Genomic DNA, 15,547 nt, shown 5'->3' on the forward strand with positions numbered 1-15,547 from the left:
GCAGGGTGGTACCGCGAGAAAATCAGTTCTCGTCCCTGAGGGGATGGGGACTTTTTTTATTTTTAGATGAGGAGAATGTAGATGAAGAAACTGACAGGCAATCAAATCCGCCAGATGTTCCTCGACTTTTTTGTAGAAAAAGGACATCGCATTGAGCCTAGCGCTCCATTGGTTCCAATCGACGATCCTTCCCTTCTGTGGATCAACAGCGGTGTGGCGACCCTCAAGAAGTACTTTGACGGTCGAATCATCCCGGACAACCCACGCATCACGAACTCGCAAAAGTCTATTCGTACAAACGATATTGAAAATGTGGGACGTACTGCTCGCCACCATACCTTTTTTGAAATGCTGGGTAACTTCTCTATTGGTGAGTACTTCAAGGAAGAAGCGATTGAATGGGCATGGGAGTTTTTGACGAGCCCAAAATGGATCGGCTTTGATCCGGCTTTGCTTTCCGTTACGATTCACCCAGAGGACGAAGAAGCATTTGAGCTGTGGAGCAAGAAAATCGGTGTTCCAGAAGAGCGAATCATCCGACTGGAGGGCAACTTCTGGGATATCGGAGAAGGCCCGAGTGGACCGAACACGGAAATTTTCTATGACCGTGGTGAAGCGTTCGGAAACGACCCGAGCGACCCTGAGCTGTACCCAGGTGGGGAGAATGAGCGCTACCTGGAAATATGGAACCTGGTATTCTCCCAGTTCAACCACAATCCAGACGGTACCTACACGCCGCTGCCTAAGAAGAACATTGATACGGGGATGGGTCTTGAGCGCATGACGTCTGTCATCCAAGGCGTAGACAACAACTTTGAGACAGACCTGCTGTTCCCACTGATCGAAAAGACCACGGAAATCTCCGGTGTGAAGTATAAAACAAGCCCTGAGATGGATGTAGCATTGAAGGTTATCGCTGACCATGCACGTACGGTTGTGTTTGCGATCGGTGACGGTGCGCTTCCATCCAATGAAGGACGTGGCTACGTCATTCGCCGTCTGCTTCGCCGTGCCGTACGTATGGGGAAAAAGCTGGGCGTAGAGAAGCCATTCCTGTACAGCTTGACTGAGACAGTAGGTACGATGATGGGTGAGTTCTACCCAGAGGTAGTCCAAAAGCGTGCGTTCATCGAAAAAGTCATTCGTGCCGAGGAAGAGCGTTTCCACGAGACATTGAACGACGGTCTGGCGATCCTGTCTGACATGGTGAAGGCAGCAAAAGAAAGCGGAAAGACAAAACTGTCTGGTCAAGATGTCTTCAAAATGTACGATACGTATGGATTCCCTGTTGACTTGACAGAAGACTTCGCAGACGAGCAAGGGCTGACTGTCGATCGCGATGGCTTTGATCAAGCGATGGAAGAACAGCGTGAGCGTGCACGTGCAGCACGTCAAGATGTAGACAGCATGCAAATCCAAGGTGGTCCATTGTCTGATTTGACGGTTACGAGCCAATTTGTTGGTTATACTGAATTGGTAGCAACAGGTAAAGTTGAAGCGATTATTTTGGACAACCAGCTGGTAGAAGAAGCAGAAGAAGGTCAAACCATACAAGTCGTTCTGAGCCAAACTCCTTTCTATGCAGAAAGCGGCGGTCAGATCAATGACGAAGGTTTCCTGATTTCTGATATCGTGAAAGCACGTGTGACAGATGTACAAAAAGGACCAATGGGTCAAAATGTACATTCCGTCATCGTCGAAGCAGGTACCCTGCGCAAAGGCGATGAGGTTCGCGCGGAAGTGAACCGTGAAGCACGTCTGGCTATCACCCAAAACCATACAGCGACTCACTTGCTGCATCAAGCACTCAAGGATGTCCTGGGAACGCATGTCAATCAGGCAGGTTCCTTGGTAGCACCAGAGCGTCTCCGTTTTGACTTCACTCACATTAGCTCCATTACGCCAGAAGAGCTGGAACGTATCGAAGCGATCGTGAATGAGAAGGTGTGGGCAAACCTGAGTGTCGAGATCTCCAACAAACCATTGGCTGAAGCAAAAGCGATGGGCGCGATGGCGTTGTTCGGTGAAAAATACGGCGACGTTGTACGCGTCGTAAAAGTGGGCGAATACAGCTTGGAGCTGTGCGGTGGATGCCATGTGAACAATACCGCGGAAATCGGTCTGTTCAAGCTGGTTAGCGAGAGCGGTATCGGCGCAGGTACACGCCGGATCGAAGCAGTAACAGGACGCGGTGCTTACCAGTTCTTGAACCAGCAGTTCACTACACTCAAAGAAGTGGCGCAAGCACTTAAAGCACCAGTGCTGGCAGAAGCACCTGCACGTGTAGAAGGTCTGCAACAACAATTGAAAGAAGTTCAGCGCGAAAACGAGTCCCTCCGTGCAAAACTGGGGAACATCGAGGCAGCGTCGTTGACGGATAAACTCCAACAAGTAGACGGCATGAATGTACTCGCTGCACGTGTTTCCGCTGTCGATATGGACAACCTGCGCGGCATGGTAGATGAGCTGAAAAACAAACTCGGTTCCGCTGTCATTGTGTTGGGTGCAGTCGATGGGGACAAGGTGAACCTCGTTGCAGGTGTAACCAAAGATCTCATGGATAAAGGTATCCACGCTGGCAAGATCATCAAGGAAGTCGCAACTCGCTGCGGTGGCGGCGGTGGTGGACGTCCTGATATGGCACAAGCTGGCGGTAAGGACCCATCCAAGCTGCAAGAAGCACTGGATGCAGTGGTTGACTTCGTGAAGAGTCAAGCAGTATCGAAATAGTGCGATTGCGTGAGAAATTTGTATTATCGACAGGAGTAAATGAAATCCGAGTCGAATACAAAAAAGAGTAGGTAACCAAAAGAGTCTCAAAGGAAATCGAGGTGTTGATTGTGAGTTCGTTGGATAATACCATGAAATTCACGGTGCCCAAGGAAGCGAATGCGGCGGATGTGCAAGAAACATTGACAGAGGTGTACAAAGCCCTGCAGGAAAAAGGATACAACCCGATCACCCAGATCGTAGGTTACTTGCTTTCTGGCGACCCGGCGTTTATCCCACGCCACAACAACGCGCGGAGCCTGATCGGCAAATTGGAACGGGACAAAATCATAGAAGAGTTGGTGACCGTTTACTTGTCAGAGCGCAAGTAGACCTTAACGATGACACGATTGATGGGGTTGGATGTAGGCGACAAGACAATTGGAGTGGCTGTCAGCGATGAGCTGGGATGGACTGCGCAAGGAGTAGAGACCATCAAGCGACAATCCAAGGAAAAGGATCTTGCCCGCCTGAGCGAATTAGTTTCGCAGTATCAAATTGGGGCTTTCGTCGTTGGTTTGCCCAAAAACATGAACGGAACCATAGGCCCGCGTGCTGAAATGTGTCAAGCATTTGGCAAGCTTTTGGAGGAACGCATGTCTCTTCCTGTCCACATGTGGGACGAACGCTTGACGACGATGGCGGCAGAGCGTATGCTGATTTCTGCTGATGTCAGCCGTCAAAAGCGAAAGACAGTGATAGATAAAATGGCGGCCACTTTAATCCTCCAAGGATATTTGGACGCGAAATCGAGGTGACCACAATGAGTGAAGAGATGATGGAAGAGTTCGAAGTGGGCGATGTGATCGCGCTGACGGAAGAAGGTACCGAGGAACCGCGAGATTTTCGTATCATGTACATTTTTGACATTGAAGACCGCAGCTATTTGGTGCTCGTACCAGTAGATCAGGAAGAGGAAGAAGAGTATGAGGTTCACTTCCTGCGTTATGACGGTACAGACATGCTCCAGCCAATCGAGGATGATGAAGAGTGGGAGCAAGTAGAAGCTACCTTCGAAACTTTGATTGCTGATTTGGAGAAAGACGGAATTTAATAGATTCGTGGAAAGAGAGTCCGCAACTGGCGGACTCTTTTTTATGTCTTTTTTCGCCAAAATCACCCATGAAGTGACAGTTGGATAAGCCTCTTGTATAATGAATGGGATGGAGATAAAGAGACCCTAAAGGGAGGATTTCTAGCTTGAAACCAATGTCAGCGAAGCCTGATTTTAACCCCGGACGCCCTGTGACAAATCGACGCAGACGTGGCGGACGAATTGTGATGTGGCTGGTAGCCTTGTTGTTGTTGATCATTTTGGCTGCGGGGGGAGCAGCGTGGTACGCGTACCAGCAATTACAGCCAGTTGCAGGTGAACAGACGGTGAAGAACGTGGCAATTCCGTCCGGTTCATCCGTACAAAAAATCGGTCGACTTCTGGAAGAACAAGGTCTGATCCGAAATGCCGATGTATTTAATTACTACGTGAAGTATAAAGGCGTGGCCCCTGATCTTAAGGCAGGAGAATACCAATTTACGACTGGCCAAGCCATTGACGAGATACTAACTGCCATGGTGGAAGGAAACACCGTGATCAATGCGAACCGATTTACGATCCCAGAAGGCTGGAATGTCGAACAGATCGCAGATCATCTCGATAAAGAAGGCATTGTAGAGAAGGCAGCATTCTTAAAAGAAGTAAATGAAGGTGCATTCCCCGACTATCCTTTTGTCGCAGCCATACCGAAGCATGCAGATCGAAAACACCGTCTGGAAGGGTATCTGTTCCCGGAAACGTATGAGGTGGACAAGGATGCTACAGCACATGATGTCGTCTCGCGTATGCTGGCTCAATTTCAAAAGGAATGGAAGCCAGAGTGGACAGAGCAACTGAAGCAGCACGATTTAACCCTGGATGAAGCGGTTAATCTCGCATCGATCGTTGAGCGAGAAGTAACAGTAGACAAGGAGCGTCCACTTGTAGCAGGCGTGTACTACAATCGGATTCGTGATAAGTGGCCGTTGCAGGCTGATGCTACCGTTCAATTTGTACTCGGCAAACAACGAGACCGTCTGACCTTCGAGGACCTAAAAGTAAAAAGCCCGTACAACACGTACACAAATCCTGGCTTGCCACCGGGGCCGATTGCAAGCCCAGGCAGAGCTTCACTTGAAGCAGTCGTCAATCCGGCTAAACACGATTACTTTTTCTACGTGACGAAAAAAGACGGAACGTCCGAGCACTACTTTTCCAAAACACTGCAAGAGCATGAAGCAAATGATAAGAAAAGCAGGGGAAACTAACCAAGTTTCCTCTTTTTTTTTGCATGCGATCAACGGTGCTTGACGTAGCCAAGCTTTCTCAAGGTGTGCTATAATAATTCGGTTGTAACGAAAGAGGAGTGAAATCATGATTACCAATCCGGCAATTGACGACTACGTGTCAAGCCTGGTTCCCGAGCGTTCTTTGCTGCTCAAGCGATTGGAGCAGGAGGCGGCAGAGGAAAACATTCCGATTGTGCAGCTCCCGTCCGCTCAAGTCATGCGGATGTTGTTGTTGCTGCATCGTCCCAAAGCGATTCTTGAAGTGGGTACGGCAATTGGCTATTCCACCATTTGGCTTGCAGAAGCTGCACCGGAAGCGCGAATTGTCACAATGGACATAGATGAAGATCGATTGGTGAGAGCACGGGAAAATATAAAAGAAGCTGGATGTGCAGATCGTGTGGAAATACTCTCACGTGACGCCACTTTAGGGCTGCCGGAGTCGTATCAATTTGACTGCTTGTTTATCGATGCAGCCAAAGGGCAGTATCGAGTATTCCTCGATTTGTATCTACCGCTTCTTCGCGAAGGCGGTTTGGTAATCAGCGACAACGTCCTGTTCCGAGGACTGGTGGCGACCCCAGAAGAAGCGGGCAAGCGCCAGCGTCCGATGGTGGACAAGCTGCTTTCTTATAATTCACATCTGATGGAGCGTCCTGATTTAGAAACGACATTTATTCCAGTAGGAGATGGGCTGGCCATCAGTATGAAAAAGAAGTAAAAACATAGGGTCGTAAACGTGTAAAGCATCATGAGGAAGGGGACATGAAGCATGGGTAACCCCGTATTGATTGGGGTAGCGGGAGGCAGTGGTTCTGGAAAAACGACTGTTGCAAAGGAGCTGTACCGCCAGTTCCAAAATGATAGTGTAACGATGATTGAGCAGGATTCCTACTACAAGGATCAAAGCCATTTGAGCCCAGAAGAGCGGGCGTTGACGAACTATGACCATCCCTTCGCTTTTGACAACGATTTGTTGCTTGCGCATTTGCAAGAGCTGATGCAAGGAAAAGCGATCCAAAAACCGATCTACGACTTCAAGGTGCATAACCGCAAGCCAGAGCAAATCCAGGTCGACCCGAAGGATGTCATCATTCTGGAAGGAATGCTGATTCTGGAGGATGAGCGGATTCGTGATTTGATGGATATCAAGGTATTCGTCGATACGGATGCGGATGTGCGTATTGCACGCCGAATCGTACGTGACATCGAAGAGCGCGGTCGTTCCCTCGATTCAGTGGTGACACAGTACTTAAACGTTGTTCGACCGATGCATTTGCAGTTTATTGAGCCGACCAAGCGATATGCAGACGTCATCATCCCAGAAGGCGGCTACAACCGAGTAGCATTGGATCTGTTATCCACGAAGATCAGCAATATTTTATTGGAGAAGCAACAATTCGCCAATCAATCATAAACACCTAAAAGTGCACCGTGACGTACGGTGTGCTTTTTTCTTTGTTCGTTGTTTCTGACGCGTTCATTCCGGCAATACTGGTGAAAAAAGCCAGGGAGGGAATTCGATGCAGTTGGATCGACGAATCAAAAGACGTCACTTTCTTGTATTGCTGTCCATGTCGTTGTTATGGCTCGGTTTGGTCGCGCGCTTGTGGTGGATTCAACTCGGATCGCCCCATCGGTTTTCTCGGCATGGCGTTGATTTGGTAAAGGCAGCAGTAAAACAAAGACAGCAAAGCATCGTACTGCATAGCGGGCGTGGCGATATCGTAGATCGAAATGGGTACGCCTTTACCGGAGAAGAGCATCTCGCCTTGATTTTGTTCCCGTTGGCACGTGGGAGCCTGCAAGGAACAGATGGCTTGCAGCGATTGGCTCAAATAACCGGAGAATCTAAGGAACGGCTGTCGGAGACGATGGAAAAGGCAAAAGTACCGCTGCTCATGCGAGAGGAATCCGGCAAGCTGGTGATGCTCACCGAGCGGCAGGCCGAGGAAATCAATGCACTTGCCATCCCAGGAGTAGTGGCATTGGCGGTGACAGAACGATACAGCGCGGATGAAGTAGCCAAGCATCTGATTGGTTTTATCCATAAAAATCCCGACATGGTACAGAAGCTGTATCCAGATGAATGGACCAGCGGGAAAATGAATGCCGAGAGCACGCTGGGAGCATCGGGTCTGGAGCGAAGCTTCGACCGGTTTTTACAAGGGGTAGAGCCGTCTGTCTTGTCCTATTATGTAGATGGGCACGGACAACCGCTCCGAGGGTTGGATATTCGCTATACAAAGCAGTCGAATCAATACTATCCGCTGTCATTAACGACTACCTTGGATGCAGCAATCCAACGAAGCATGGAGGCAGCAGCCGATCAAGTAGGCTTAAAAGAGGGCAGTATCGTCGTTTTGGACGTACAAACAGCCGATGTTCTTGCAGCTGTGAGCCGCCCTACCTATGATCAAACAAATGTCACGGGAAACGCAAGCGACTGGAAGAATCGCGCATTCAAGCAACTCCCGCCTGGTTCTGTCTATAAAACAGTGGTAGCAGCCGCTGCGTTGGCGGAAGGGATTGTTTCACCAATTGACCGTTTCACATGTACAGGGGAGTACGGGAAGTACCAATTCTCCTGCTGGAAAAAAGAAGGTCACGGCAGTGTGACACTGGAAGAAGCGTATGCCCAATCCTGCAACATTGCGATTGCCCATATTGCCAAGCTGGTGGGCGGAGAAAAGTTGGAGGAATATGCAAAAAAGCTGGGCTTGACCACTCAAGTGGGGCATGTTACTCCCAATCTGTATAAACTCAAAAACTTCAAGCAGCTGGATGGCGAAGAGCCGGGGAGAGTCTTTGCAGAGGGAGTATCCCGCGACGATGAAGGCGTCCTGATTCAAAGCGCCATTGGTCAACGGGATGTACGAATATCCCCCTTGCAAGCAGCCAACATGATGGTAACGATTTTGCGTGGCGGTCAAAGCTCTCAAGTACGGCTAGTAAAAGAGATCGCATACCGAAATGGTCAGTCGTTCCATACGTTCCCAGAGCAGGACCTCGCTTTGGACGGAATTGACTACGTCACAGCTTATAAATTGCGAAAAATGATGCGTAAAGTCGTCACCGAGGGAACAGGACAGATGCTCATGAATTCCACTTGGCAGGTGGCAGGCAAAAGCGGGACTGCACAAATCGGGGATGCGAATGGAAACAACCATCTGTGGTTTCTCGGGTACGCCCCGTTAGAAGAGCCGCGTTACGCCATTTGTGTCGTGGCAGAAAATCAGCCGAGCTGGGGGAAAAACCAGGCTATGGAGCTTTTTCACCGAGCTGTTGCTGAGCTTGCCGATCATACAGCTCAATCTTGACCTCGCGAAGAGTATTTCCGAGGATGAAGCCTCTTGCGTTAATTTGATTGTTTTTACCTAGCCCGACGATCAGCATGAGGGGAGAGGAGGACATGTACATGGACTGTGACGCTTTTGCCCAAATGGTTCTCTTATCACCTTTGCTGGGAGATAGGCGTTTTACCGTATGACTATGCCAATCACCAATGTATTTCCATTGTCGATGTCTGCTTAATTTTCGGACGAGCTTATTGAGATGCGTGTCATCGAAAAAAATAGAATGTGGCTGGTGAATCGCATTTGGGCCTGGTTCACTTGCATACGTAACGACCCATCTATCTTCACCAAGTGGGTATCCCATCATGACCCCTCCTGTTTCAAGCGAGGGTTTTTTTCGTACGGCCTGCTCAATCTGTTTCCACGCTTTTGGTGTGATGTACAGCGTCGTCATGAGACGTTCGTCCCTCCTTGATAAAACCACTGACATTTGCTTGATATCATATGTATGCGAATAGTGAAAGGTCCCGGCGTCCAGCAAAGTTATGAATTGTCGAAAAAAAGATTGTAACTCATCCTCTTCCTTTCTATAATTTGAGTAAAAGTGTGAGTTCAAAAAGTCGACTTTTTGAACAACCTCTAAAAAGACGGAGACTGGAAAGGTTGATTGTATGCCTTTGGCACCTGTTGATCTCTCACTGATTGGACAAGTTTTAGCGGCTGATTTGTACACCGAACAAGGAATTTTGCTGCTGGGACAAAACACGACGGTCACGCCTGCCCATGTGATCCTATTACAAAAGCAACGAGTCCGTGAGGTTGACATTATACAGAGTCTAACGGAGGGAACCGGTGAAGAAGTTACTTCTCAGCTATTCCAGCTAGAGGCAGATTCCGAGACTGTTGCTGCTTATGTACAAGCCCTCGACAAAACGAGACTACTCTTCGATGAATTGACAGTTGGCGGGGCACCGAGTCTTGAGCATTTTTCCAACATCTTTTTTGATGTAGCAGAAAAATCGACGAAGCATTTGGGGTTGTTCCGGAACTTGTACGTACTGGAAGGGGCAGACAGCTATACATACCGACATTCATTAAATGTAGGCATTCTCTGTTCGCTCATTGCTCGTTTGATGAAATGGGATGAAGAGCGAATAGCATTCATGGGGACGGCCGGATTTTTGCATGACATTGGGAAAATGAGGGTACCGAAGGAAATATTGCTTAAGCCAGGCAAGCTAAGTGAAGAAGAATTTGCGATCATGAAGAAGCATACCGTCTACGGCTATGAAATGATTCGTGAGATGGAGGGTGGATCTGAGCTGTTGGCTTTGTGTGCCTTGCTACATCACGAGCGACTCGACGGGTCTGGCTATCCGGAGCAAAGAAAAGGCGATAGCATTCCGATCGAATGTCAGGTGCTCGCCGTTGCCGACATGTTTGATGCGATCTGTTCTGATCGGGTGTACAAAGGGAGGACGTCCCCATTCGAGGCAGCACAGCTCTTGTGGAAGGAAGCCTGTAACGGGGCGTTAAATGTTGAGATCGTTGCACAGTTTGTCCGCTACATTGCCTTGCTGTACGTAGGTGCGAAGGCGAGGTTGAGTAGTGGGGAAGAAGTCGAAGTGATTCTTATCCATCAGGATGAACCGATGCGGCCGTTGGTCAGAAGAATGGGTGAATTCCTCGATTTGCGGCATGATCGCAAGCTGACGATTGAAAAAATGATTGGATAGGAAAGACGACGCGAAAAAGGTGAAACCGCTCTTGGAAAATGAGAGCGGTTTCATTGTTGCTGATCTGTGAACGATCGTCGGGAAAGCTCGATCAGTTTGGCAGATTGTGACACAATGAAAGTGTGCATGATAGACAAAGAAACGAAAAGAGCCGTGTCGTGCGAATGCTCGAAACGCAAGGAGGAAACACATGATACGCAAAGCGGAACCCACAGATGCAGCTTTTGCTGCGCCATTAATTTATGATGCCATTGGCGATATCGCGCATACGTTAACAGGTGCAACGGAGGCAGCAGATGCGATTCGCATGATGGAGGAGTTTTTTGCGAAGGAAAATAACCGGCTCAGCTACGAAAACGCGGTGATTGCCATGGATGGAGATGTACCGGTAGGACTGGCGCTCTTTTATCATGGAAGCCAAACAGAGGTGCTCGATCGTCCCTTCGTTGAGCATGTCCAACGTTTGACTGGCGAGACGATTACGCTTGTAAAAGAAGCAAAGGATGACGAATTTTATTTGGATTCTGTCGCGGTTGATTCCTCATGCAGAGGGAAGGGGATCGGATCACTTCTGCTGGATGCCTTTGAAAAAGAAGCGATTCAGCGCGGGCATGACCGAATCGCTTTGCTTGTTGACGAGGAAAAACCACGTGCACGCAAGCTGTATGAATCACTCGGCTATCGTGAGGATGGGACAGTGATCGTAAGCGGTCATAAATTGAGCCATATGGTGAAGGACCTATCGGATAAGGCGTAAGAAAACTTCTATCAAGGCTAGTTACAAGAAAAAAACGTTTCCCATTGGACACAGAGTGAAAAGTCCGAGGGAAACGTTTTTTCGTAAGCTTAGCTGCTAAAAGAAGGCAAGTTTTCTACTTGAGGGGAGGGCAAGTAAGGTGTGAGATCAAACTTCCAGTCAAATTCACGAATCGGACTGTACTTACCCGTCAGGAGCTTCAAAATATGAGCTTCGGTTGCTTTACTCGTATTTTTGGATGCGCCTGCTTCGTCGAAAAGATTGCCGCATGCATACGCAAATAAATACTCTTCCCAGCTCGAATATGCGAGTTGGATTCGCTTGGCTATGTCCAGCATGCTTTCTACAGCATCTGCCTTGGGAATATAGGACTGTTGGGCGCCCGCTTTGCAAATAATGAGATACCAGGCGTAATCAAAGGCGGCAATGCCGGCATGTGGGAGTCTGTTCATGTACGAGTACACAACCAACTGCCGGGCTGACTCCATGTCGCCTTTTTTTAAGGATGCGATGTAGTTGGAACAATTGGCAGCGCTGAGTGCGGATAATACGTGGCGATGCTGATCAAATTCAGTTCTTCGCCCATGTTCCAAAAACCAAGTCAAGCGCTCTTGCGTTTTGGCTGCATCTCCCGTATCCCATCTGTTATCGATTCGAAGCCGCAGAAAGGTATCGCGCAGGCGGTTGTATTCGTGGATGGCCAAATAATACGCGAGCCGCTTCTGATTTAAGCAAACAGAGGAGAGAGCATGCAAGTAGCGCCTTAACTTCGGGTCGATCTCTTTTTCGTTTTCTGCCTCTTTTGTCATGGAAGTCCTCTCTGCCTCCTTTAGTGGAATGTCAATGCTTTGCGAGTTTTGGGAATCTCACGAATGATACGGATGTAATACAACAGGGAAATCATCGCGAGAATGCCCAGAAGCCATGACCCTGTCCATCCTTTTTCTTCTAAGTCAGTCTTGGCATTGATATACGTATCGGTCACGAGAACCGCATTGTGCGGATGCCTGCGTTTGTCCAAAGCATTTACTATGACAGGCAACATCTCACCATCGGGTATCGCCTTGTGCGTTCCTCGCATCGTAATGGAATGCTTGTCATGAATTTCTTTGGCATGGTCGTAGTCCGTAATGACTATGATCGCTTGTTGATCCAGATACCCCACATTTACATAACCGGTGTCAGCGTTTAAGAGATCTCGCTCTTCGGCTTTGGTAGCAGGAATGAACTCGGCTTTTGGCTCGGGATGCTTCTCTTTGTCATAGACGCGGAGCATATTGATATAAGACGCTTTGGTCAATGTAAATTCCACCTGGTAGCCAAGCGGAGTTTGTTTTAACTCGTCGATCGTCTTAATTTGGACAGGTTTATATGTATTGACCAAGGAGTCAAACATCTGCTCCGGAGTCATCTCCAGCTTCATGGAGACAACAGCAAACATAGCGTAATGGAGCAGAAGGAGAAAAATAATCGTCCAAATGTTACGTCTGGTGTAGATGGCAAAAAATTGCTTGAACGTTGATAGATTGCCAGGCAGCCCGAGTGCGCGTAAGGTTTTTCTCCTAGCTCCTTTGGCCAGCTTGTTCGTAGCGGGCTCGGTCACCTTGTTAAACGGTGACTGTATTTGTGTCAGGCATATCTTCGCGTCGATATCGGAGGGATTATGCGAAAGTATCTCCTGAAAAACCTCTTGAGCCTTCTCCCATTCCCCTAGCTGAAGATAGCCTTTCCCCAACAAGCTGCGAGCGTCCCATAGTTCTGGCATGCGAGCGAGGATTTCCTCGCAATCCTTGATCGCATCAGCAGCATCTCCCTTTTCGAGGAAAAGTCGCGCACGATACAGATACGCATCGATGTTATCTGGATCAAGACGTAATAATTGATCAAAAGCATGAAAGGCACGATTCTTATTGCCGGTTCGCAAAAAATATTCGCCCTGTAAACGGATCAAATCGGGGTCAAGAGCGTACAGGGCATGGGCTTTTGCCAAATAGCCCTGAGCCGTTTCCCAATCATTTTCCATGAGGGCAAATAACGCATCGCTGCGCCATTCAAGAAACGCTTCAATATCCAAGTCCTCGCGATTCTCAAAAGAGTGGTAACGCAGCGTGAAGGTCCGATTGAGCTGCCCGTTCAGGTAAGCGATAAAACGTCCTGAGAGCTGGCTTGCGAGCTTTTCCGATTTCTCCCGCCATTGAAAATGGGAATCGAGCAGCATCCACACCTCATGAGGCAAATGGTAGTGTTCTTCTAAAAAGTGGAGAAATCGCGTATCGATGAGTTGATGGCAGCCGACATTCCACATGGCCTCGTCATTCAGCAACTCACGCCAGTTTTCAAGCTGGATACGCTCGTAATAGTTATCGTACAGCTCTTGCGTACGGCGGAAAAAACGCTCCACCATATCATCGGGGTTCAAGGAGCGTTCGGAATGATCGTACCTCTCCGTGAAATCGTACCGCTTGGGAATGGGGATTTCTTCTTGAGAGACTACTTCTTGCGTTGTTTCCTCTAAAAAACTGTGAAACAGTGTGAGCCGCTGTGGTGGATCGAAGATAGGTTGCTCTTCTTCCGGTTCATGCTCCTCCCGCTCATCCAGTCTTTCCGGTAGAGGCGTTTCTTCGAACATACGATTCCGCTTAGTATTGCGTGTGTACTTCAGGGCGAGGTCATACGCCTCTCGCAATCGCTGAAAGCCTTCAGGATCAACTTCCGGATTGTGCACCTTCAACTTTTTGGCATAAGCCTTTTTTATCTGGGCAGGATTGTCCGTCGGTTCAATCCCGAGAATCTCCCAAATCCCCATTAATACTCATTCCACCCTTCAAACATGTCCAGTTGCTGCTTTAATTCTTCTGCTGCTTTGGCGATGTCTCTTTCATTTTGGGTGGAGAGGACACTTTCGAAGCGGCGTAAGTAATTCGCAATGATCATCCGGTCTTCGCCCAACGCTTCCTCATACATACGTTCGCCTTTTGCCAGAAGTAATCGATTTTCGGTTCGCTCTCTAGGGTGGATTTTAATGTTTTGAAGAGCTTGAAAACGCTCCTCAATTTCTTTTTTTGATAGGCTACCTGGACTTTTTTCGATGACGGCCTTGGTTTTAACGCCTGTAGAGACGACAGTCACTTCGACTTCCAGAATTCCGTTGATGTCATATGTATAACGAACATCGATAGACTCCTCGCCCTTTTTGGCAGGGGGAACTTTTACATTCAATTCGCCAAGCTTGAGGTTATGTTCGACACGTCGGCTTTCCCCTTGATATACATCAACGAGAATGGAGCGTTGATAATCGTTAACGGTATATAGCCGTTCTACCCGGCTGACCGGGATGGGCGTATTGCGCTCGATGATCGGAAAAAAGTAGCCATCCTCGTGTTTGCCGTTTGCCATGGTTTGTACAATACCCGTACCGAGTGTGTATGGGCAAACATCGGTCAAAACAAGCTCGTTTAACGCCTGGTTGCGTTCCTTGAGTGCTGCCTGAATCGCTGTTCCCAATGCAACAGCCTCATCAGGATTAATATGCGAATAGGGCAGTTGGCCAAATATTTTGCTTACGATGGATTTGATAAGAGGCATGCGCGTTGCACCGCCAATAAGCACGATTGCGTCCAGTTCCCGAGGGGAGATGGATGCGTCTCGCAATGCACGCTCGATCGGCTGACGAAGTCGTTGCAGCAGAGGAAACGCGAGATTTTCCAGTTGATTCCGGCTGAGAGTCGTTTCAACCAGCGCTCCCTGAATATTGACACTCATTTTCCCTTCTTGGTCGGAAAACATAGCGCGCTTGCACAACTCAGCTTGTTTGTGGATGGACGAACGTGTTTTGCTGTCAAGCGAGTTGATGTCGAGTCGATGGGCTTCTATAAAATAAGAGGCAATCAGATCGGTAAAGTCTTCGCCGCCCAAAAAGTTGTCTCCAGCGATTGATTTTACTTCCATCACACCTTCGAACATTTCCAAAATAGAAACGTCAAACGTTCCGCCACCTAAATCGAATACGAGGAATTGTGTCTCGGATTCCTCCTGATGGAGGCCATATGAGATCGCGGCGGCAGTCGGTTCGCTAATCAAGCGTTCTACTTTCAGCCCAGCAAGCTCTGCTGCTCGTTTCGTTGCTTTGCGTTGTGTGTCGTTGAAATAGGCAGGCACACTGATAACCGCTTCGTGAACGGGGTGCCCTAAATGAGCCTCAGCATCCGCCTTCAACGATTTAATCACAAACGAGGAAAGATCTTCGGCAGAAAGGGAATATCTCCCCAATTGGTACCTTTTTTCTGTCCCCATAAACCGTTTGAAGGTAGAAGCAGTCCGATCAGGGTGAGTTAAGAGGCGCTCTCGGGCGATTTTTCCAATCAAGATCTCGCCGTTCTCATCGACGCTGACTACAGAAGGAGTCAGTGTTTCTCCGAGCGCGTTTGGAATGAGCACGGGTCCATTCTCAGTCCAGTAGGCCACCAGACTGTTTGTCGTGCCCAAATCAATTCCAATGGTGGTCATCAGTTAGGTCCTCATTTCTGTGTTTTTCTACTAATATCGGTAAAAGTAGAGGCTTTGTAGATCATTTTACCATGAAAAAAATGGATATAATTGGTGCTTTAGTAGGATATGAAATCGAATTTTAGATAAAGAAAATAGAAATAGAATTCGTAAGATAGAAA

General features: G+C 48.3%; 14 protein-coding genes. 10 read left to right on the top strand and 4 right to left on the bottom strand.

All coding sequences use genetic code 11. The features are described from left to right. The first annotated feature begins 81 nt into the window (after positions 1–81). The 8 genes from alaS to HP568_RS06940 all read left to right on the top strand — a co-directional run bounded on the left by alaS (position 82) and on the right by HP568_RS06940 (position 8,411). Positions 82–2,730 carry an alanine--tRNA ligase gene (gene alaS / locus HP568_RS06905; protein WP_173628710.1) on the top strand — a complete coding sequence of 883 codons (2,649 nt, stop codon included), beginning with the start codon at positions 82–84 and terminating at the stop codon, positions 2,728–2,730. A 110-nt stretch (positions 2,731–2,840) separates the two neighbouring features. Continuing rightward, positions 2,841–3,101 carry an IreB family regulatory phosphoprotein gene (locus HP568_RS06910; RefSeq protein WP_007727936.1) on the top strand — a complete coding sequence of 87 codons (261 nt, stop codon included), beginning with the start codon at positions 2,841–2,843 and terminating at the stop codon, positions 3,099–3,101. Between the two features lie 9 nt (positions 3,102–3,110). Further along, positions 3,111–3,527: a Holliday junction resolvase RuvX gene (ruvX, locus tag HP568_RS06915; protein ID WP_047072727.1), complete on the top strand. Its 417-nt coding sequence runs from the start codon at positions 3,111–3,113 to the stop codon at positions 3,525–3,527. A 5-nt stretch (positions 3,528–3,532) separates the two neighbouring features. Next, a complete protein-coding gene (locus tag HP568_RS06920) occupies positions 3,533–3,823 on the top strand; it encodes a DUF1292 domain-containing protein (RefSeq protein ID WP_005832492.1) in 291 nt (96 codons plus the stop codon). 146 nt (positions 3,824–3,969) lie between these two features. Further along, the gene (gene mltG, locus HP568_RS06925) at positions 3,970–5,070 is read left to right on the top strand and encodes an endolytic transglycosylase MltG (RefSeq protein ID WP_173628711.1); all 1,101 of its coding nucleotides are present in this window, start codon (positions 3,970–3,972) and stop codon (positions 5,068–5,070) included. Positions 5,071–5,176: 106 nt separating this feature from the next. Beyond that, on the top strand, positions 5,177–5,812 hold the full coding sequence (locus HP568_RS06930) for an O-methyltransferase (RefSeq protein ID WP_048032162.1): 636 nt from the start codon (positions 5,177–5,179) through the stop codon (positions 5,810–5,812). A 51-nt stretch (positions 5,813–5,863) separates the two neighbouring features. After that, a complete protein-coding gene (gene udk / locus HP568_RS06935) occupies positions 5,864–6,508 on the top strand; it encodes a uridine kinase (RefSeq protein ID WP_048032163.1) in 645 nt (214 codons plus the stop codon). A 106-nt stretch (positions 6,509–6,614) separates the two neighbouring features. Continuing rightward, the gene (locus HP568_RS06940; RefSeq protein ID WP_173628712.1) at positions 6,615–8,411 is read left to right on the top strand and encodes a peptidoglycan D,D-transpeptidase FtsI family protein; all 1,797 of its coding nucleotides are present in this window, start codon (positions 6,615–6,617) and stop codon (positions 8,409–8,411) included. Here the strand turns inward: HP568_RS06940 and HP568_RS06945 are convergent. Then, positions 8,353–8,841, bottom strand: coding sequence for a Mov34/MPN/PAD-1 family protein (locus HP568_RS06945; protein WP_048032165.1), 489 nt, complete (start codon positions 8,839–8,841; stop codon positions 8,353–8,355). The genes HP568_RS06940 and HP568_RS06945 overlap by 59 nt on opposite strands. Positions 8,842–9,058: 217 nt before the next feature. On the opposite strand from HP568_RS06945, the gene HP568_RS06950 reads away from it, so the two are divergent. Both HP568_RS06950 and HP568_RS06955 read left to right on the top strand, forming a co-directional pair. Then, positions 9,059–10,123, top strand: coding sequence for an HD-GYP domain-containing protein (locus HP568_RS06950; RefSeq protein ID WP_048032166.1), 1,065 nt, complete (start codon positions 9,059–9,061; stop codon positions 10,121–10,123). 190 nt (positions 10,124–10,313) lie between these two features. Further along, a complete protein-coding gene (locus HP568_RS06955; protein ID WP_173628713.1) occupies positions 10,314–10,880 on the top strand; it encodes a GNAT family N-acetyltransferase in 567 nt (188 codons plus the stop codon). An 89-nt stretch (positions 10,881–10,969) separates the two neighbouring features. Here HP568_RS06955 and HP568_RS06960 read toward each other — a convergent pair whose 3' ends face one another. The 3 genes from HP568_RS06960 to HP568_RS06970 are packed head-to-tail and all read right to left on the bottom strand — an operon-like array spanning position 10,970 to position 15,386. After that, positions 10,970–11,689: a DUF1266 domain-containing protein gene (locus tag HP568_RS06960; protein WP_173628714.1), complete on the bottom strand. Its 720-nt coding sequence runs from the start codon at positions 11,687–11,689 to the stop codon at positions 10,970–10,972. 20 nt (positions 11,690–11,709) lie between these two features. Beyond that, complete coding sequence (locus HP568_RS06965) at positions 11,710–13,686, bottom strand: J domain-containing protein (protein WP_173628715.1); 1,977 nt, start codon at positions 13,684–13,686, stop codon at positions 11,710–11,712. Beyond that, positions 13,686–15,386 carry a molecular chaperone HscC gene (locus tag HP568_RS06970; RefSeq protein WP_048032170.1) on the bottom strand — a complete coding sequence of 567 codons (1,701 nt, stop codon included), beginning with the start codon at positions 15,384–15,386 and terminating at the stop codon, positions 13,686–13,688. Before HP568_RS06970 ends, HP568_RS06965 begins: the two co-directional genes overlap by 1 nt. Positions 15,387–15,547: the final 161 nt, after the last annotated feature.

The sequence above is a fragment of the Brevibacillus sp. MS2.2 genome, assembly GCF_013284345.1.
Lineage (GTDB): Bacteria > Bacillota > Bacilli > Brevibacillales > Brevibacillaceae > Brevibacillus > Brevibacillus brevis_C.

Bases quoted from the DNA above. Each gene is read 5' to 3' on its own strand.
- HP568_RS06920 (WP_005832492.1), top strand. From the start codon at position 3,533: ATGAGTGAAGAGATGATGGAAGAGTTCGAAGTGGGCGATGTGATCGCG.
- ruvX (WP_047072727.1), top strand. From the start codon at position 3,111: ATGACACGATTGATGGGGTTGGATGTAGGCGACAAGACAATTGGAGTG.
- HP568_RS06945 (WP_048032165.1), bottom strand. From the start codon at position 8,841: ATGACGACGCTGTACATCACACCAAAAGCGTGGAAACAGATTGAGCAG.
- HP568_RS06955 (WP_173628713.1), top strand. From the start codon at position 10,314: ATGATACGCAAAGCGGAACCCACAGATGCAGCTTTTGCTGCGCCATTA.
- HP568_RS06965 (WP_173628715.1), bottom strand. From the start codon at position 13,686: ATGGGGATTTGGGAGATTCTCGGGATTGAACCGACGGACAATCCTGCC.
- HP568_RS06960 (WP_173628714.1), bottom strand. From the start codon at position 11,689: ATGACAAAAGAGGCAGAAAACGAAAAAGAGATCGACCCGAAGTTAAGG.
- HP568_RS06930 (WP_048032162.1), top strand. From the start codon at position 5,177: ATGATTACCAATCCGGCAATTGACGACTACGTGTCAAGCCTGGTTCCC.
- alaS (WP_173628710.1), top strand. From the start codon at position 82: ATGAAGAAACTGACAGGCAATCAAATCCGCCAGATGTTCCTCGACTTT.
- HP568_RS06950 (WP_048032166.1), top strand. From the start codon at position 9,059: ATGCCTTTGGCACCTGTTGATCTCTCACTGATTGGACAAGTTTTAGCG.
- HP568_RS06940 (WP_173628712.1), top strand. From the start codon at position 6,615: ATGCAGTTGGATCGACGAATCAAAAGACGTCACTTTCTTGTATTGCTG.
- HP568_RS06970 (WP_048032170.1), bottom strand. From the start codon at position 15,386: ATGACCACCATTGGAATTGATTTGGGCACGACAAACAGTCTGGTGGCC.
- udk (WP_048032163.1), top strand. From the start codon at position 5,864: ATGGGTAACCCCGTATTGATTGGGGTAGCGGGAGGCAGTGGTTCTGGA.